Source organism: Streptomyces musisoli, from assembly GCF_016741855.1.
In the GTDB taxonomy this organism is placed as follows: Bacteria; Actinomycetota; Actinomycetes; order Streptomycetales; family Streptomycetaceae; genus Streptomyces; species Streptomyces musisoli.
Window position 1 is genome coordinate 387795 of the sequence record NZ_JAERRH010000005.1, and the last position, 17579, is coordinate 405373.

The following is a 17579-nucleotide window of genomic DNA, read 5'->3' on the forward strand; positions in this document are numbered from 1 at the left end:
ACGAAAGGGCCCCGGCCCCGCCGGTGCCCGTGGTTCGCCGGCCGCCGGTCCGTGGTGGCCGGCCGTGCCGCCGGGGCGGAGCCGCACACAGATGCAGCCCCGCGCCCCTTCGGGTCGGCCGCCGCCACCTCAGTCCGGTTCACCCGTTAGGACGTGTAGGGCAGCACAGCGCGCCCACGTCCCACGGGGAGCCCCGGATGATCGAAATGCCGTCCCTCGTGGACCAGTACTGCCACGGCGTGCTGCGGACGGAACTGGGCCTCGGCACCTTCGAGGCCCAACTGGCCCGCACCGCGGGACCGCCCGCGCCGGGCACCACCCTCTTCGACACCCAGACCGGCTTCGCCGTACGGCGCTGGTGCCCGCCGATACTCGGCCTGGAACCGCACTGCCCGCCCGCCCGCTATCTCGCGCGGCGCCGTGAACTCGGTGTGCTGGAAGCGGGCCGCAGGCTGCTGCGCGGCAGCGGCATCACGACGTACCTGGTCGACACGGGCCTGCCCGGCGACCTCACCGGTCCTACCGAACTTGCCTCCGCCGGAGCGGCCGAGGCCCGTGAGATCGTCCGCCTGGAGCTGCTCGCGGAGCAGGTCGCCGACACCTCCGGCACCGTCGAGTCCTTCCTCTCCAACCTCGCCGAGTCGGTGCACGGAGCCGCGTCGACCGCCGTCGCCTTCACCTCCGTCGCGGGCCTGAGGCACGGCCTGGCCCTGGCACCGGAGCCGCCGGGGCCCGGGGAGGTGCGGGGCGCGGCGGGCCGCTGGCTGGCCGGGCGGCGGGTCGGCGGAGCCCTCACCGACCCCGTGCTGCTGCGCCACCTGCTGTGGAACGCGGTCGCCTCGGGCCTGCCCCTCCAGCTGCACGCGGGACTCGGCGAGCCCGGTTCCCGCATCGACCGCACGGACCCGGTGCTGCTCACGGACTTCGTACGGGCCACCGCCGGGCTCGGCACCGACCTGGTCCTGCTGCACGGCTACCCGTACCACCGCCACGCGGCTCATCTGGCCGGAGTCTTCCCGCACGTCTACGCCGACTCGGGCGCCGCGCTCGTGCGCACCGGAGCCCGGGCCGCCACGGTCCTGGCCGAGATCCTGGAGCTGGCCCCCTTCGGCAAGATCCTCTTCTCCACCGGCGCCCAGGGCCTGCCCGAGCTGCACGTCGTCGGCGCCCGCCTCTTCCGGGAGGCCCTGGGACGGGTGCTGGGCACCTGGGTGGCCGAGGGGGCGTGGTCCCTGGAGGACGCCCAGCGGGTGGCCCGGCTGATCGCGGCGGACAACGCGCGCCGGGTGTACGGACTCGGATGAGCCGTCGAGACTGGGCGGATGACGACCGCATCCCTGCTCACCGGATTCCTGGACGCACTGAAGCCGCTGCGGCCCCGCGCCGTCTGGGCGCACGGCTCACTGGCCGGCGGCGACTACCAGGAGGGCCGCAGCGACCTGGACCTGATCGCCGTTCTGCCGGCCCCGGTGGACCTGGGGACCGCCCGCCGGCTGGTGGTGCTGCACCGGAGGCTGCGCAAGGAGCCCCTCGCGGCGAAGCTCCACTGCAGCTACCTCACCCCGGCCACCCTGGGCGACCCGGACCGCTCGCACCTCACCTGGGCGCACGGACGCGTGACGCGCCGGCCGGTCACCCCGGTCACCCGGCGCGAGCTGCACGACTTCGGCCGGGTGCTGCACGGTGAGCCACCGGCCGGGCTGCTCCCGCCGGTCCCCGACGGGCAGCTCGCCGGCTTCGTCGTACGCGACCAGCGGAGCTTCTGGCGGCCGGCCGTCGGCAAGGCCCGGCTGTGGCGGCAGGACGTCTGGGTGGATCTGGGCCTGCTGACCTTCGCCCGTGCCACGGTGACCCTGCGGGACGGGCGGCTGATCTCCAAACGGGAGGCGCTGGCCGAGCTGCCGGCGCTCGGCGCTCCGGCCGAGGTCGTCGAGGACATCGCCCGCCGGCGGTACGAAGCCCCCGCCCCCGCCCCGGTCACCGCCGACTGGCTCGCCCGCCGGGCCGGGCTGACCCGCGCCTATCTGGGCCCGGCGATCGACGCCCTGGTCACCACGTACGGGTGACTCAGGCGTGCGAGCCGACCGTCACCTCGGCCGAGGGGCCCGGCACGTCCAGCGCGGCCTCCGGGCGCTCGCGCAGCGACAGCAGGACGCGCAGGGTGGCGATCCAGATCAGGCACGAGCCGAGCATGTGGAGGCCGACCAGGACCTCGGGCAGGTGCGTGAAGTACTGCACGTAACCGATCACGCCCTGGGCCAGCAGGACCAGGAACAGCTCACGGGTCCGGGCCAGCGGGCCCTTCGGCGCGTCGACCGCCTTCAGCACGAACCACAGCGCGAACGTCAGCGTCACCACGATCCAGGCGAGCACCGCGTGCAGCTTGGCGACCATCTCCCAGTCGATGTGGATGCGCTCGACCTCGCTGGAGTCACCGGCGTGCGGCCCGGCCCCGGTCACCACCGTGCCGACCGCGATGAGCAGCACGGACGCGGCCACCAGGAACCACACCAGCTGCTGCACCGCCTTGCCGACCAGCGGCCGCGGCGCCGCGTCGCCCTCCCGCGTGCGCTGCCACGTCACCGTCGCGACGGCGATCAGTGCCGTGGAGAGCAGGAAGTGGGCGGCCACGGTGTACGGGTTGAGACCGACCAGCACCACGATGCCGCCGAGCACGGCGTTGCCCATCACCACCCAGAACTGGGCCCAGCCGAGCCGGGTCAGCCCGCGCCGCCAGGGCTTCTGGGAGCGCGCCGCGATGATGGCCCAGCCGACGGCGGCACACAGCACGTACGTCAGCATGCGGTTGCCGAACTCGATGACCCCGTGGAAGCCCATGGCCCGGGTGGTGGTCAGCGAGTCGTCGGTGCAGGTGGGCCAGGTCGGACAGCCCAGGCCCGAGCCGGTCAGGCGGACGGCGCCGCCGGTGACGACGATGACCACCGCCATCACCAGGGCAGCGAGGGCCGCCCGCCGGACGGTCCTGGGATCCGGGGTCCAGCGGTCGGCGATGAAGGCGAGCGGGTTGCGCAGGGCCGCTTCGGCATCGGCGCGGTTCAGCTTTGGCACGCGCACCATCGTAGGCCGCTGCTTGTGCATGCGTTCACGAGGGTCACTCCCACGCGCCGGGAGGGGTGGTGCGCACGCGTGCCCGAGGGGTCACTCACGCGCGTCACGACGGTCCATGCGCACGGGTGCGCGAGGGGCCGCTTCCGCGCGTCACGGCGGCCCACCTGCGCGGGCGCCCGAAGGTGCCGCCCCCACGCGGCACGGGGTCCACGCGGACGCGTGCCCGAAGGGGGCGCTCACCCTTGCTCCGCGCGGTCCGCCCCGTGTGGGCGAGGTCACTCCCAGCGGAAGAACTTCCCCGCGGCGGCCAGCCCGGCCACCGCCCACGCGGCGAGGATCCCCAGGTCGGCCCAGGGCATCCCGGCGCCGTGCTGGAGCACGTCCCGCAGGCCGTCCGACAGCGCGGAGATCGGCAGCAGCCCGAGCACCTGCTCGCCCGCCGACCCGAACTTCTCCAGCGGCACGATCACCCCGCCGCCCACGAGCAGCAGCAGGAAGACCAGGTTGGCGGCGGCCAGCGTCGCCTCCGCCTTGAGCGTGCCCGCCATCAGCAGGCCCAGCCCGGAGAACGCGGCGGTGCCGGCGACGAGCAGCAGCAGGACGGCGGCGGGGCTGCCGTGCGGGGACCAGCCCAGCGCGAAGGCGATGACGGTCAGCAGGACGACCTGGAGGATCTCCGTGACCAGCACGGACGCCGTCTTCGCGGTCATCAGGCCCCAGCGGGGCAGCGGTGAGGAGGCGAGCCGCTTCAGGACGCCGTAGCGGCGCTCGAAGCCCGTGGCGATGGCCTGGCCGGTGAACGCCGTCGACATCACGGCCAGGGCCAGGATGCCGGGGGCGAGGAAGTCGACGGCCTCGCCCTTGCCGGTGTCCACGATGTCGACCGAGCTGAAGAGCACCAGCAGCAGGGTCGGGATCACGACCGTCAGCAGCAGCTGCTCGCCGTTGCGCAGCAGCATCTTCGTCTCCAGCGCCGCCTGCGCCGCGATCATGCGGGGGAGCGGGGCGGCTCCGGGCTTCGGGGTGTACGTACCCGCGGTGGTCACGAGCGCAGCTCCTTGCCGGTCGGCTCCAGGCCGTATCTTTCCGTGGGACGACCCCCGGGCCCCCGGCCGGTCTGCGGGCGGGCCTGATTCACGAGCGCAGCTCCTTGCCGGTCAGCTCCAGGAAGACGTCTTCCAGGGTGTGCCGTTCCACCGAGATCCGGTCCGGCATCACCCCGTGCTGGGCGCACCAGGAGGTGACCGTGGCCAGCAGCTGGGGGTCGACCTTGCCGGCCACCCGGTAGGAGCCCGGGGTCAGCTCGGCGGCCGTGCAGTCGGCCGGGAGGGCCTTGAGCAGCGAGCCGACGTCGAGGCCGGGGCGGCCGGTGAAGCGCAGGGTGTTCTCGGCGCCGCCCCGGCACAGCTCCTCCGGGGAACCCTGGGCGATGACCCGGCCGCCGTCGATGATCGCCACGTCGTCGGCGAGCTGCTCGGCCTCGTCCATGTGGTGCGTGGTGAGGATCACCGAGACGCCGTCGGCGCGCAGGTCCCTCACCAGGTCCCAGGTGGCCCGGCGGGCCTGCGGGTCGAGGCCGGCCGTCGGCTCGTCCAGGAACACCAGCTCCGGGCGGCCCACGACGGCCATGGCGAGCGCGAGCCGCTGCTGCTGGCCGCCGGACAGCCGGCGGTAGCCGGTCCGGCCGCAGGAGCCGAGGCCGAGGCGCTCGACGAGGGCGTCGACGTCCAGCGGGTGCGCGTGCAGCTTCGCCACGTGCCGGAGCATCTCGTCCGCGCGGGCGCCCGAGTACACGCCCCCGGACTGGAGCATCACGCCGACGCGGGGCCGCAGCTCGGCGGACTGCCGCACCGGGTCGAGGCCCAGGACGCGCACCGTGCCGGAGTCCGGCTTCCGGTACCCCTCGCAGGTCTCGACCGTGGTCGTCTTGCCCGCTCCGTTGGGGCCGAGCACGGCGGTCACGCCCGCCCCGGCCACCAGGTCGAGGCCGTCCACCGCGGTCTTCGTGCCGTACCGCTTCACCAGGCCCCGGACCTCGATGAGCGGGTGTGGCGCGAAGCGTCTCCCGGACGGGGGGTGGTCGGAAGACGGGTGGACGGGCTCACTTCGCATGGGTCCAGAGTCTAGGGAGACCGCTTGCCCTCCAGGCGGCCGGGTGGGGGGTATTCCTCCTCACGTGGCCGGTGCAGCGGCAGCCATCGTTCGGCGTAGGCCACGGCGTCCGCCACCGGGAACAGCCGGACCTCCGCCGCGCCCACCCGCCCGCGCAGGACGGACCGGTCCCGTTCGTAGTCGTGCCCCAGCTCGTCGAACCGGTCGGAGGTGATCGAGACCTCGACCACCGTCTCCCAGCCGCCGCCGGGAGCGGGCCGCCCGACCTCCACGCGGGGCGCGGGTATCCGGTACTCGGCCAGGTGGAAGGCGGTGCAGGCGGCGTAGCCCGCGCCGAGGAGCAGCACCCGGGCGCCGAGCCGCTCCAGCCGGGCCAGCGGGCTGCGCTCGCCGAGCCGGCAGTCCGGGGCGTGCCCCTCGGTGATCTCCCGCGCGCGGGGGCCGAGCGCGGCGAACGAGGTCTGCGGGTGGGCGCTGCGCAGGGCGCCCGGCCAGGTCCGCACGGTCTCCGGTATCACGCCGACCCCGAGCGAGGGGGTGACCAGCGGGTCGTACGGGGGCATGGTGGCGCGGATCCGGTGCCACCACTCCGGGGGCACCGGCGGGTTCCCCCAGACGGCCGGATCGGACTGGTCGCCGGTCTGGGTGGGGACGACGAGCGTGCCGGACGGGCCGAGCGCGTCGAGGAGTGCCTGGACGACGGCGACCGCGCCGCCGTTCACCCACCCGAGTGAGCTGAGCGAGGAGTGCACGAGGAGGGTCTCGCCGGTCTCGACACCCACCAGTCGCAGGCCTGCCGCGAGGGTGTCGCGAGTGACAAGAGGGCCGGTCGGAGGGGGTGCGGGCATGGTCCGGGAGTCTTCCGGACGGGGCCTCGCGGCGCCACTGGATTACCCCCGGGAAAGCGCCGGAATGATCGATCAGAAGATCGTTTCCGCAGGTCGGATTAGGTATGCCTAAGTGACGCAGGGCACCGTTCGATGATCCGGACGTCGCTTGTCAGTCTCCGCGGAATTACGCAACAATGGCGTTGTGAAAAACGTCGGCGAGGCTCGGGAGACCCCCACGGGGACCCCCCAGGAGGAGCTAGCGACCGGTGAGCGCTCGACGCGCAACCGGGTCGCGCGGTCCATCCTGGACCACGGCCCGTCGACCGTCGCCGAACTCGCCGGCCGGCTGGGACTGACCCAGGCGGCCGTCCGGCGTCACCTGGACGCCCTGGTCGCCGACGACGTCGTGGCGGCGCGCGAGCAGCGGGTGTACGGCACGCGCACGCGTGGCCGGCCCGCCAAGGTCTTCGCGCTCACCGACTGCGGCCGGGACGCCTTCGACCAGTCGTACGACAAGCTCGCCGCGGACGCGCTCCGCTGGATCGCCGAGCAGGGGGGCGGCCCCGAGGCGGTCGCCGCCTTCGCCCGCGCCCGGATCGCCGCCCAGGCGAGCGCGTACCGCAAGGCGATCGAGGCCGTGACACCGGACAAACGGGCCGAAGCGCTGGCCAAGGCCTTGAGTGTCGACGGGTACGCTGCTACGGCGCGCAGCGCACCGGTCGGCGAGCAGCTCTGCCAGCACCACTGCCCGGTCGCCCACGTCGCGGAACAGTTCCCGCAGCTGTGCGAGGCGGAGACGGAGATCTTCGCCGAGCTGCTCGGAACCCACGTTCAGCGACTGGCGACCATCGCGCACGGCGACGGCGTATGCACGACGTTCATCCCCAAGACATCCACTGACGCACCTGCAAGCACGGCCGGGAGGAACCCCGCATGACTCTCCCCACGGAGACTGCCCACCCCGAACTCGAGGGCCTGGGCAAGTACGAATACGGCTGGGCCGACTCCGACGTGGCCGGTGCCTCCGCCAGGCGCGGCCTGAACGAGGACGTCGTCCGTGACATCTCGGGCAAGAAGTCCGAGCCGGAGTGGATGACGAAGCTGCGCCTGAAGGGCCTGAAGCTCTTCGAGAAGAAGCCCATGCCGAACTGGGGCTCGGACCTGTCGGGCATCGACTTCGACAACATCAAGTACTTCGTGCGCTCCACGGAGAAGCAGGCGGAGTCCTGGGAGGACCTGCCCGAGGACATCAAGAACACGTACGACAAGCTCGGCATCCCCGAGGCGGAGAAGCAGCGCCTCGTGGCCGGTGTCGCCGCCCAGTACGAGTCCGAGGTCGTCTACCACCAGATCCGCGAGGACCTGGAGGAGCAGGGCGTCATCTTCCTGGACACCGACACCGCGCTGAAGGAGCACCCGGAGCTCTTCAAGGAGTACTTCGGCACGGTCATCCCGGCCGGTGACAACAAGTTCGCCGCGCTGAACACCGCCGTGTGGTCCGGCGGCTCCTTCATCTACGTGCCGAAGGGCGTGCACGTCGAGATCCCGCTCCAGGCCTACTTCCGCATCAACACGGAGAACATGGGCCAGTTCGAGCGGACCCTGATCATCGTCGACGAGGGCGCCTACGTGCACTACGTCGAGGGCTGCACCGCGCCGATCTACAAGTCGGACTCGCTGCACTCCGCCGTGGTCGAGATCATCGTCAAGAAGAACGCCCGCTGCCGCTACACGACCATCCAGAACTGGTCGAACAACGTCTACAACCTGGTCACCAAGCGCGCCGTGGCCTACGAGGGCGCGACCATGGAGTGGATCGACGGCAACATCGGCTCCAAGGTGACGATGAAGTACCCGGCCGTCTACCTGATGGGCGAGCACGCCAAGGGCGAGACCCTGTCCATCGCCTTCGCCGGCGAGGGCCAGCACCAGGACGCCGGCGCCAAGATGGTCCACATGGCGCCGAACACGTCGTCGAACATCGTGTCGAAGTCGGTGGCGCGCGGCGGCGGCCGTACCTCCTACCGCGGTCTGATCGAGATCGGCGAGGGCGCCCCGGGCTCCAAGTCCAACGTGCTGTGCGACGCGCTGCTGGTCGACACCATCTCCCGGTCGGACACGTACCCGTACGTCGACGTCCGCGAGGACGACGTGTCCATGGGCCACGAGGCCACCGTCTCCAAGGTCTCCGAGGACCAGCTCTTCTACCTGATGAGCCGCGGCCTCTCCGAGGACGAGGCGATGGCGATGATCGTGCGCGGCTTCGTCGAGCCGATCGCCAAGGAACTGCCCATGGAGTACGCGCTGGAGCTCAACCGGCTGATCGAGCTGCAGATGGAAGGCTCGGTCGGCTAGGACCGCCCCATCGCCAGCAGACGTCTTACTCAGGAAAGAGAGCACTACGACAGCCATGGCTGAGGCCCAGAACTCCCCCACGCTCGGCTCCGCTCGCGCGGGGGGACCCCCACCGGTGGGTTCCACCACCGCCGGCTCGATCGCGGTCGCCGCGGAGTCGACCGTCGTCTCGCGCATGAGCGCGCCCCCGTCCTTCGACGTGGCGGACTTCCCGGTCCCGCACGGCCGTGAGGAGGAGTGGCGGTTCACCCCGCTGGAGCGCCTGCGCGGGCTGCACGACGGCACCGCCGTGGCGAACGGCGGGGGCGTGAAGGTCGACGTCCAGGCCCCCGAGGGCGTCATCGTCGAGACCGTCGGCCGCGACGACGCGCGGCTCGGCAAGGCGGGCACCCCCGTGGACCGGATCGCCGCCCAGGCGTACTCCGCCTTCGAGCAGGCCTCGGTCGTGACCGTCCCGAAGGAGACCGTCCTCACCGAGCCGATCCGCGTCGCGGTGCACGGCCAGGGCGGCACCGCCTACGGCCACCAGGTGATCGAGCTGGGCGCGTTCGCCGAGGCCGTCGTGGTCATCGACCACACCGGCGACGCGGTGCTCGCCGCCAACGTCGACTACGTCCTCGGCGACGGCGCCAAGCTGACCGTCGTCTCCGTCCAGGACTGGGACGACAAGGCCGTCCACGTCGCCCAGCACAACGCGCTGATCGGCCGGGACGCCTCCTTCAAGTCCGTGGTCGTGACCTTCGGCGGTGACGTGGTCCGCCTGCACCCGCGCGTGGAGTACGCCGGCCCCGGCGGCGAGGCCGAGCTGTTCGGCCTGTACTTCACCGACGCGGGCCAGCACCAGGAGCACCGCCTGCTGGTCACCCACAACACCCCGCACTGCAAGTCGAACGTCGTCTACAAGGGCGCGCTCCAGGGCGACGACGCGCACGCGGTCTGGATCGGCGACGTGCTCATCGAGGCCAAGGCCGAGGGCACGGACACCTACGAGATGAACCGCAACCTGGTCCTCACGGACGGCGCGCGCGTCGACTCGGTGCCGAACCTGGAGATCGAGACCGGCGAGATCGTCGGCGCCGGCCACGCCTCGGCCACCGGCCGCTTCGACGACGAGCAGCTCTTCTACCTGATGGCCCGCGGCATCCCGGAGCACGAGGCCCGCCGCCTGGTGGTCCGCGGCTTCTTCGCCGAGCTGGTCCAGCAGATCGGTGTCGCGGACATCGAGGAGCGCCTGCTCGGCAAGATCGAGGAGGAGCTGGAGGCGTCGGTCGCATGACCAGCACCTTCGTACGCGCCTGTGGGCTGAGCGAGCTGGCCGAGGACACCCCGAAGCGGGTGGAACTCGACGGCACGCCGGTCTCGGTCGTGAAGACCGAGGGCGAGGTGTTCGCGATCTACGACATCTGCTCGCACGCGAACGTCTCCCTCTCCGAGGGCGAGGTGGAGGACTGCCAGATCGAGTGCTGGCTGCACGGTTCCGCCTTCGACCTGCGCACCGGCAAGCCGTCCGGCCTCCCCGCGACGCGCCCCGTCCCCGTATACCCCGTAAAGATCGAAGGGGACGACGTGCTCGTCTCCCTCACCCAGGAGTCCTGAGGCACCCATGGCAACGCTTGAAATCCGAGACCTGCACGTCACCGTCGAGGCCGACAACGCCACGAAGGAGATCCTCAAGGGCGTCGACCTCACCGTGAAGCAGGGCGAGACGCACGCCATCATGGGCCCCAACGGCTCGGGCAAGTCGACCCTCGCCTACTCGCTCGCGGGTCACCCGAAGTACACGATCACCAGCGGCACCGTGCTGCTCGACGGCGAGGACGTCCTGGAGATGTCCGTCGACGAGCGCGCCCGCGCGGGCCTGTTCCTGGCGATGCAGTACCCGGTCGAGGTCCCCGGCGTCTCGGTCTCCAACTTCCTGCGCACCTCCGCCACCGCGATCCGCGGCGAGGCCCCGAAGCTGCGCACCTGGGTGAAGGAGGTCAAGGAGGCCATGCAGCGCCTCAACATGGACCCGGCCTTCGCCGAGCGCAACGTCAACGAGGGCTTCTCCGGCGGTGAGAAGAAGCGCCACGAGATCCTCCAGCTGGAGCTGCTCAAGCCGAAGATGGCGATCCTGGACGAGACCGACTCGGGCCTGGACGTCGACGCGCTTCGCATCGTCTCCGAGGGCGTGAACCGCGTCCGCGAGACCGGCGAGGTCGGCACCCTGCTGATCACGCACTACACGCGCATCCTGCGCTACATCAAGCCCGACCACGTCCACGTGTTCGCCGGCGGCCGCATCGTCGAGTCCGGCGGCCCCGAGCTCGCGGACAAGCTGGAGAACGAGGGCTACGAGGCATACGTGAAGGGTGGCGCATCCGCGTGACACAGCTGCCGGGCCTCCTCGACACCGAGGCGATCCGCAAGGACTTCCCCGTTCTGGACCGAGTCGTCCACGACGGCAAGAAGCTCGTGTACCTGGACAACGCGGCGACCAGCCAGAAGCCGCGCCAGGTACTGGACGCCTTGAGCGAGTACTACGAGCGCTACAACGCCAACGTCCACCGCGGTGTGCATGTGCTCGCCGAGGAGGCCACGGCGCTGTACGAGGGCGCTCGCGACAAGGTCGCCGCGTTCATCAACGCGCCGAGCCGCGACGAGGTGATCTTCACCAAGAACGCCTCCGAGTCGCTGAACCTCGTGGCGAACATGCTGGGCTGGGCCGACGAGCCCTACCGGGTGGATCACGAGACCGAGATCGTCATCACGGAGATGGAGCACCACTCCAACATCGTGCCGTGGCAGCTGCTGGCGCAGCGCACGGGCGCGAAGCTGAAGTGGTTCGGCCTGACGGACGACGGCCGCCTGGACCTGTCGAACATCGACGAGGTCATCACGGAGAAGACGAAGATCGTCTCCTTCGTGCTGGTGTCGAACATCCTGGGCACGGTCAACCCGGTCGAGACGATAATCCGCCGCGCCCAGGAGGTCGGCGCGCTCGTCTGCATCGACGCCTCCCAGGCCGCGCCGCACATGCCGATGGACGTACAGGCCCTCCAGGCCGACTTCGTGGCCTTCACCGGCCACAAGATGTGCGGCCCGACCGGCATCGGCGTCCTGTGGGGCCGCCAGGAGCTGCTGGAGGACCTGCCCCCGTTCCTGGGCGGCGGCGAGATGATCGAGACCGTCTCGATGCACTCCTCCACGTACGCCCCTGCGCCCCACAAGTTCGAGGCGGGCACGCCCCCGATCGCCCAGGCGGTCGGCCTCGGCGCGGCGATCGACTACCTCCAGTCGATCGGCATGGACAAGATCCTCGCCCATGAGCACGCGCTGACGGAGTACGCCGTCCAGCGGCTGGCGGAGGTCCCCGACCTGCGGATCATCGGCCCGACCACGGCCGAGGACCGGGGAGCGGCGATCTCCTTCACCCTGGGGGACATCCACCCGCACGACGTCGGCCAGGTTCTCGACGAGCAGGGCATCGCGGTCCGGGTCGGCCACCACTGCGCCCGTCCGGTCTGCCTGCGCTACGGAATTCCTGCGACCACGCGAGCGTCGTTCTATCTGTACTCCACGCCGTCCGAGATCGACGCACTGGTCGAGGGGCTGGAGCACGTACGGAACTTCTTCGGCTGAGAGGCGTGTCGACACCGTGCTGTGTTATCCCGGGGGACAATCCCCGGACCCCCGGCGGAAAGACCACGCCACGGACGATGGGATGCGAGGTTTGTCGTCGTGAAATTGGATTCGATGTACCAGGAAGTCATCCTGGACCACTACAAGAACCCGCACGGGCGTGGTCTGAGGGATGGTGACGCCGAGGTACACCACGTGAACCCGACGTGCGGCGACGAGATCACCCTCCGCGTGAAGTACGACGGCACGACGATCGCGGACGTCTCGTACGAGGGCCAGGGCTGTTCCATCAGCCAGGCCTCCGCCTCCGTGCTGAACGAGCTGCTGGTCGGCAAGGACGTCGCCGAGGCGCAGAAGATCCAGGAGACCTTCCTGGAGCTGATGCAGTCCAAGGGCCGGATCGAGCCGGACGACGCGATGGAGGACATCCTGGAGGACGCGGTCGCGTTCGCCGGTGTCTCCAAATACCCCGCGCGGGTCAAGTGCGCCCTCCTGAGCTGGATGGCGTGGAAGGACGCGACGGCCCAGGCACTGGGTGGCGCCGACGCCGAAAGGAAGACGGCATGAGCGAGACCGCTGAGATGAAGCCGGCCTCGGAGGAAGAGATCCGCGAGGCGCTGTACGACGTCGTCGACCCCGAACTGGGCATCGACGTCGTCAACCTCGGTCTGATCTACGGCATCCACATCGACGACGCGAACATCGCGACGATCGACATGACCCTGACCTCGGCGGCCTGCCCGCTGACGGACGTCATCGAGGACCAGGCCAAGTCCGCCACGGACGGCCTCGTCAACGAACTGCGCATCAACTGGGTCTGGATGCCGCCGTGGGGTCCGGACAAGATCACGGACGACGGTCGCGAGCAGCTGAGGGCGCTGGGGTTCAACGTCTGAGAACACCTCGTGCGTGAAGCGGCGGCACCCCCGGGTGCCGCCGCTTCCGTGTGCGGAGCTTTCCGGCCAGGGGGATGTGTACGCCCGTACGCAACCGTTGTGTACGCTCGTACACATGGGTTACCTGACACTCGCCGGCGCCATAGCCGCCGAGGTCGCCGCCACGACGGCGATGAAGTACAGCGAGGGCTTCAGCCGGCTCTGGCCCTCGCTCGTGACCGCGCTGGGATACGTCGTCTCGTTCGCGCTGCTCGCCCTGACGCTGAAGACCGTCCAGATCGGCACCGCGTACGCCATCTGGTCCGGCGTCGGCACCGCGGCCATCGCCGTCCTCGGCCTGCTGCTGTTCGGGGAGGGGCTGGGACCGGCCAAGGCCGCCGGGATCCTGCTGATCATCGGCGGAGTGGTGGTGCTGAATCTGGGCGGGGCGAGCCACTGATGCCCCGCCGCCACGACCCCGAGCGCCGGCAGCGGATCATCGATGCCGCGATCCGGGTGGCCGGCCGCGACGGTATCGCCGGGCTGAGCCACCGCACGGTCGCCGCCGAGGCCGACGTACCGCTCGGCTCCACCACCTACCACTTCGCCACCCTGGAAGAGCTGCTGGTGGCCGCGTTGCGGCAGGCGAACGAGGGCTTCGGCAAGGTTCTCGCCGAGCTGCTGCCGGACGGCGGCCGAGGCGACCTCGCCGCGGACCTCGCCCGGGCCCTGGGGGAGTGGCTGGGCGGCGACCGGACCGGCGTGGAACTGGAGTACGAGCTGTATCTGGCGGCGCTGCGCCGCCCGGCACTGCGCCCCGTCGCGGCCGAGTGGACCGACCAGGCGGCGGCGCTGCTGGCCCGGCGCACGGACCCGGTCACGGCGCGGGCCGTGCTCGCACTGATGGACGGCATCTGCCTCCAGGTGCTGCTGACGGGCGGTTCGTACGACGAGGAGTACGCGCGGACCCTGCTGACTCGGCTGATCCCCTGAACCGGCGCCCGGCACGTGAGACGCGGTTCGCCCTCACCACCCCGCCCACGTTAGGTTTTCCTCCATGACCGAGTCTGCAACCCGTACCACCGGCGCCGTCGCCGCCGGCCTCGCCACGATCGCCTCCGACGGCACCGTTCTCGACACCTGGTTCCCGGCCCCCGAGCTGGTCGAGGAGCCGGGCCCGGCCGGCACCGAGCGGCTGACCGCCGAGCGGGCGGCGGAGCTGCTGGGCGGCGGCGCGACCGCGGCGACCGGCCCCGACGCCCGCCGGGGTGTCGAGGTGGTCGCGGTCCGCACGGTCATCGCCTCGCTGGACGAGAAGCCGCTCGACGCGCACGACGTCTATCTGCGCCTGCACCTGCTCTCGCACCGTATGGTCAAGCCGCACGGCCAGAACCTGGACGGCATCTTCGGCCACCTGGCCAACGTCGCCTGGACCTCGCTGGGCCCGGTCGCCGTGGACGACCTCGAGAAGGTGCGCCTGAACGCCCGCGCCGAGGGCCTGCACCTCCAGGTGACCTCGGTCGACAAGTTCCCGCGCATGACGGACTACGTCGCCCCGAAGGGCGTGCGCATCGCCGATGCCGACCGGGTCCGCCTGGGCGCGCACCTCGCGGCGGGCACCACGGTCATGCACGAGGGCTTCGTCAACTTCAACGCCGGCACGCTCGGCACCTCCATGGTCGAGGGCCGGATCTCCGCGGGCGTCGTGATCGGGGACGGCTCGGACATCGGCGGCGGCGCGTCCACCATGGGCACCCTGTCCGGCGGCGGCAACGTGATCATCTCCATCGGCGAGCGCTGCCTGGTCGGCGCCGAGGCGGGCGTCGGCATCGCGCTCGGCGACGAGTGCGTGGTCGAGGCGGGCCTGTACATCACCGCGGGCACCCGGGTCACCATGCCCGACGGCCAGATCGTCAAGGCCCGCGAGCTGAACGGCGCGTCCAACATCCTGTTCCGCCGCAACTCGGTCACCGGCACGGTCGAGGCCCGCCCGAACAACGCGGTCTGGGGCGGCCTGAACGACATCCTGCACAGCCACAACTGACGTACCCCATCCGGCCGGGCGCCCCCACCCCGTGGTGAGGGGCGCCTCGTCATGTGGGCGGGGACTGGGCGAACTCCCGTAGCGTCGTGAAGTCGGGCTCGCGCAGGCCGGTTCTCGGGTTCACGTGGTGGAGCAGGGCGGGGCCGGGATGGCGGGACAGGACGTACAGCGTGTCCGCCGGGCTCTGCTCGTCGTCCACCCAGGCGAACGGGCGACCCCCGGCGTACGCCACGATCGCCTCCGTCTTCCAGTGCACCCCGTCGGGCCGCTCGGCGAACAGGCCGGTGCCGAAGTCGACGTACGGCAGCTCGGGCAGGCCGAGGACCGGGGCGATCCAGACGTTGGCCTCGGCCATCCAGCTCGTCGCCCAGCACAGGTCGTAGCCGAGCCGGAGCAGGGCCGGGCCGTGCGCCGGGTTCAGCCAGACCCGCAGCGGACGCCGCCCGTACAGGGGCACCCGGATCGTCGTGTAGCCCTCGGGCCGGCGTTCCGGCTGGGCCGCGTACGGGTTGAGGGGGCCGTCGACGTCCAGGAACAGCAGGGGGCGGCTCACGGGGACACCGTACGGCAGGAAGGGTGGCCGGCCCCTCGGAATTCTCCTCGGCCGGCCCGAGGGGAGCGGGTGGGATGGGGGCCGTGGCCGCTCGCCGCCGACCAACCCGCGGTGGACGCCTCGTGTGCGTGTCGGCAGGTGCGCGGTGCGGTGCGTGGTGGGAGCCTCGTGTGCCGTGTCGGCAGAAGCTCGGTGCGGTGCGTGGTGCGCTGCCGGCAGGGCCTCGGTTCAGCTCGCGGTGAGTGCCTCGTACAGGGCCTGCAGTTCGTCGGTCGTCTCCCGGTCGGCGGGGAGCAGTGGTGTGCGTGGTGGGCCCGCGGGGAGGCCGAGGCGGGACAGGAGGGCCTTCGCGGTGACGGTGCCGGGCAGGCCCGCGTTCATCATCGCCTCGATGAACGGCGTGACGGCCAGCTGGAGTTCGGCCGCCCGGGCGGTGTCGCCCGCGTCGAACGCGTCCAGGATCGCGGCGATGTGCGCCGGTACGGCGTTCGCGACCGTGCTCACACAGCCCGCCGCGCCGACCGCGTACAGCGCCAGCACATGCTCGTCGCAGCCCGCGTAGTACGCCAACTCCGTCCGCGCCAGCACCTTCTGGGTGCCGAGGAAATCGTAGGAGCAGTCCTTGACGGCCACGATCCGCGGGTGCTCCGCGAGGCGGATCATGGTGTCCGGCTCGATGCGGGTGCCCGTCCGGCCCGGGATGTCGTAGAGCATCACCGGCAGCGCGCTCGCGTCGGCGACCTCGAGGAAGTGGGCGGCGACCGCATCCTGCGGCGGCCTGCTGTAGTACGGCGTAACCACCAGGACCCCGTCGGCCCCCGCCTTCTGCGCCGCGAGCGCCAGCTCCACCGTGTGCCGGGTGTCGGCCGTGCCCACGCCCGTGACCAGGGTGGCCCGGTCGCCGACCGCCTCCCGTACGGCCGCGACCAGCTCGGCCTTCTCCTCGCCGGTGGTGGTGGGCGACTCGCCCGTGGTGCCGTTGAGGACCAGGCCGTCACAGCCCTCCGCGACCAGCCGGGCGGCCAGCCGCCGGGCGCCGGCCAGGTCGAGGGCGCCCGCCTCGGTGAAGGGCGTGATCATCGCGCAGAGGGTGCGGCCGAAGGGCGCGGGCTTGCGTGTGCTTGTCATGGGAGTAGTCTCGGCAGCACATCGGTGAAGCTCTACTTAATTCTTCTACGAGGTATCGCTAAGAGATGCTGATGAGTCGGTGAGGTGGGCCGAAGATCCTGTGTCCAACTCGGCCCCTCATGGGTCACTATGGCCGGAGGGTCACCGACTCACGTCATGGGAGGCGCCATGAAGCTCGGCAAGGCACTGGCCACCGGCATCGCCGAGGAGCGGCCGTTCGTCGACGAAGAGGAACCCCTGCTCCCCGAGGAGACCGCCCGCACCGAACCGGCCGAGCCGGCCCGCGAAGAGGCCCCGGCCGCCCGATGAGGCTGCGGCTCCCGGCGGAACGCCCTACGGAGCCGCCGACCGGATACAAGATCGCCCACCCGGTGCTGTCCCAGGACGGCGGCCGGGCCGGGTTCACCGGTGTGTCGCTCGGCGGGGCGCTGCCCTACGGCGTCCTCGACGACGCCTCCTGCGTCTACGGCCTGCGACACCGTCCGCCCGCCCGCCGCTGCGACTGCGGCTTCCACTGCGTGCACGACCGGGCGGTGGCCGAGGCCCTGCTGTGCACCGCCGAGCACCGGGCGGCCGCCCTGCTGGAGGTCTCCGTCCTGGGCGCCTACATCCGCTTCGAGCGCGGCTTCCGCTACGCCCGGCAGCGGGTGCGCACCGTCACGGCCGGACCCTGCGGCTGCGGCGCCGCCGCCGTCGCGCTGGCCGACGCCGGCTGGGGCCGGCCGGGCTGGCGGGTGCTGGCCCCCCGGTGCGGCGGCTGCGCGCGCGGCCGTACCGCCGTCTCGCTCGCCGGGTTCGCGAGGCTGGCCGGGCAGGGTCTACGGGTTCTCGCCGGGGCCGCGAGCCCCGGGCTCGCGGAGTTGTCGTCCGCCGACGGACTGGGCGTACCCGAACTGGTCGCGGAGGCCGCGCTGTTGCAGGCACGGCTCGACTGGTTCCAGTCCCAACTCGCACGCCTCGGTGAGCGCGGGACCGGCGGTGAGCACGGCTAA

The 17579-nt window shown here is 71.5% G+C and carries 21 protein-coding genes; 15 read left to right on the forward strand and 6 right to left on the reverse strand.

Annotated elements, in window-relative coordinates:
- Nucleotides 1–197: 197 nt before the first annotated feature.
- Both JK361_RS16985 and JK361_RS16990 read left to right on the forward strand, forming a co-directional pair.
- Nucleotides 198–1304, forward strand: coding sequence for an amidohydrolase family protein (locus JK361_RS16985; protein WP_201818594.1), 1107 nt, complete (start codon nt 198–200; stop codon nt 1302–1304).
- 18 nt (nt 1305–1322) lie between these two features.
- The gene (locus JK361_RS16990) at nt 1323–2066 is read left to right on the forward strand and encodes a nucleotidyltransferase domain-containing protein (RefSeq protein ID WP_201818595.1); all 744 of its coding nucleotides are present in this window, start codon (nt 1323–1325) and stop codon (nt 2064–2066) included.
- Nucleotide 2067: 1 nt separating this feature from the next.
- On the opposite strand, the gene JK361_RS16995 is transcribed toward JK361_RS16990, so the two are convergent.
- The 4 genes from JK361_RS16995 to JK361_RS17010 form a co-directional block, all read right to left on the reverse strand.
- Complete coding sequence (locus JK361_RS16995; protein ID WP_201818597.1) at nt 2068–3078, reverse strand: COX15/CtaA family protein; 1011 nt, start codon at nt 3076–3078, stop codon at nt 2068–2070.
- 266 nt (nt 3079–3344) lie between these two features.
- Nucleotides 3345–4061, reverse strand: a complete 717-nt coding sequence (locus tag JK361_RS17000; RefSeq protein WP_236053151.1) for an ABC transporter permease — start codon at nt 4059–4061, stop codon at nt 3345–3347.
- A gap of 142 nt (nt 4062–4203) precedes the next feature.
- On the reverse strand, nt 4204–5181 hold the full coding sequence (locus tag JK361_RS17005) for an ABC transporter ATP-binding protein (RefSeq protein ID WP_236053067.1): 978 nt from the start codon (nt 5179–5181) through the stop codon (nt 4204–4206).
- 11 nt (nt 5182–5192) lie between these two features.
- Nucleotides 5193–6029, reverse strand: a complete 837-nt coding sequence (locus JK361_RS17010) for an AAC(3) family N-acetyltransferase (RefSeq protein WP_201818601.1) — start codon at nt 6027–6029, stop codon at nt 5193–5195.
- 184 nt (nt 6030–6213) lie between these two features.
- Here JK361_RS17010 and JK361_RS17015 point away from each other — a divergent pair, with 184 nt between their 5' ends.
- The 11 genes from JK361_RS17015 to dapD all read left to right on the forward strand — a co-directional run bounded on the left by JK361_RS17015 (nt 6214) and on the right by dapD (nt 14906).
- Complete coding sequence (locus tag JK361_RS17015) at nt 6214–6948, forward strand: helix-turn-helix transcriptional regulator (RefSeq protein ID WP_201818604.1); 735 nt, start codon at nt 6214–6216, stop codon at nt 6946–6948.
- Nucleotides 6945–8366 carry a Fe-S cluster assembly protein SufB gene (sufB, locus tag JK361_RS17020; protein ID WP_201818606.1) on the forward strand — a complete coding sequence of 474 codons (1422 nt, stop codon included), beginning with the start codon at nt 6945–6947 and terminating at the stop codon, nt 8364–8366. Before JK361_RS17015 ends, sufB begins: the two co-directional genes overlap by 4 nt.
- 55 nt (nt 8367–8421) lie before the next feature.
- Nucleotides 8422–9642, forward strand: a complete 1221-nt coding sequence (sufD, locus tag JK361_RS17025; RefSeq protein ID WP_201818608.1) for a Fe-S cluster assembly protein SufD — start codon at nt 8422–8424, stop codon at nt 9640–9642.
- Nucleotides 9639–9962, forward strand: a complete 324-nt coding sequence (locus JK361_RS17030; RefSeq protein ID WP_201818610.1) for a non-heme iron oxygenase ferredoxin subunit — start codon at nt 9639–9641, stop codon at nt 9960–9962. The genes sufD and JK361_RS17030 overlap by 4 nt, the downstream gene beginning before the upstream one ends.
- 7 nt (nt 9963–9969) lie before the next feature.
- Entirely contained in the window at nt 9970–10734 is a 765-nt protein-coding gene (gene sufC, locus JK361_RS17035; protein ID WP_201818611.1) for a Fe-S cluster assembly ATPase SufC, read from the forward strand.
- Nucleotides 10731–11987: a cysteine desulfurase gene (locus JK361_RS17040; protein ID WP_201818613.1), complete on the forward strand. Its 1257-nt coding sequence runs from the start codon at nt 10731–10733 to the stop codon at nt 11985–11987. Before sufC ends, JK361_RS17040 begins: the two co-directional genes overlap by 4 nt.
- Before the next feature lie 99 nt (nt 11988–12086).
- Nucleotides 12087–12554, forward strand: coding sequence for a Fe-S cluster assembly sulfur transfer protein SufU (gene sufU / locus JK361_RS17045; protein WP_201818615.1), 468 nt, complete (start codon nt 12087–12089; stop codon nt 12552–12554).
- Nucleotides 12551–12883, forward strand: a complete 333-nt coding sequence (locus JK361_RS17050; RefSeq protein ID WP_201818617.1) for a metal-sulfur cluster assembly factor — start codon at nt 12551–12553, stop codon at nt 12881–12883. Before sufU ends, JK361_RS17050 begins: the two co-directional genes overlap by 4 nt.
- Nucleotides 12884–12998: 115 nt before the next feature.
- Nucleotides 12999–13322: a DMT family transporter gene (locus JK361_RS17055; RefSeq protein WP_201818619.1), complete on the forward strand. Its 324-nt coding sequence runs from the start codon at nt 12999–13001 to the stop codon at nt 13320–13322.
- Complete coding sequence (locus JK361_RS17060) at nt 13322–13855, forward strand: TetR/AcrR family transcriptional regulator (RefSeq protein ID WP_201818621.1); 534 nt, start codon at nt 13322–13324, stop codon at nt 13853–13855. Before JK361_RS17055 ends, JK361_RS17060 begins: the two co-directional genes overlap by 1 nt.
- 64 nt (nt 13856–13919) lie before the next feature.
- Nucleotides 13920–14906 carry a 2,3,4,5-tetrahydropyridine-2,6-dicarboxylate N-succinyltransferase gene (dapD, locus tag JK361_RS17065; RefSeq protein WP_201818623.1) on the forward strand — a complete coding sequence of 329 codons (987 nt, stop codon included), beginning with the start codon at nt 13920–13922 and terminating at the stop codon, nt 14904–14906.
- Between the two features lie 49 nt (nt 14907–14955).
- Here the strand turns inward: dapD and JK361_RS17070 are convergent, their stop codons facing one another.
- Both JK361_RS17070 and dapA read right to left on the reverse strand, forming a co-directional pair.
- Entirely contained in the window at nt 14956–15459 is a 504-nt protein-coding gene (locus JK361_RS17070; RefSeq protein WP_201818625.1) for an HAD domain-containing protein, read from the reverse strand.
- 228 nt (nt 15460–15687) lie between these two features.
- A complete protein-coding gene (gene dapA, locus JK361_RS17075) occupies nt 15688–16587 on the reverse strand; it encodes a 4-hydroxy-tetrahydrodipicolinate synthase (RefSeq protein WP_201818627.1) in 900 nt (299 codons plus the stop codon).
- 168 nt (nt 16588–16755) lie between these two features.
- Here dapA and JK361_RS17080 point away from each other — a divergent pair, with 168 nt between their 5' ends.
- Together JK361_RS17080 and JK361_RS17085 are read left to right on the forward strand one after the other, a co-directional pair.
- Nucleotides 16756–16896 carry a hypothetical protein gene (locus tag JK361_RS17080; RefSeq protein ID WP_201818629.1) on the forward strand — a complete coding sequence of 47 codons (141 nt, stop codon included), beginning with the start codon at nt 16756–16758 and terminating at the stop codon, nt 16894–16896.
- A complete protein-coding gene (locus JK361_RS17085) occupies nt 16893–17579 on the forward strand; it encodes a hypothetical protein (RefSeq protein WP_201818631.1) in 687 nt (228 codons plus the stop codon). Before JK361_RS17080 ends, JK361_RS17085 begins: the two co-directional genes overlap by 4 nt.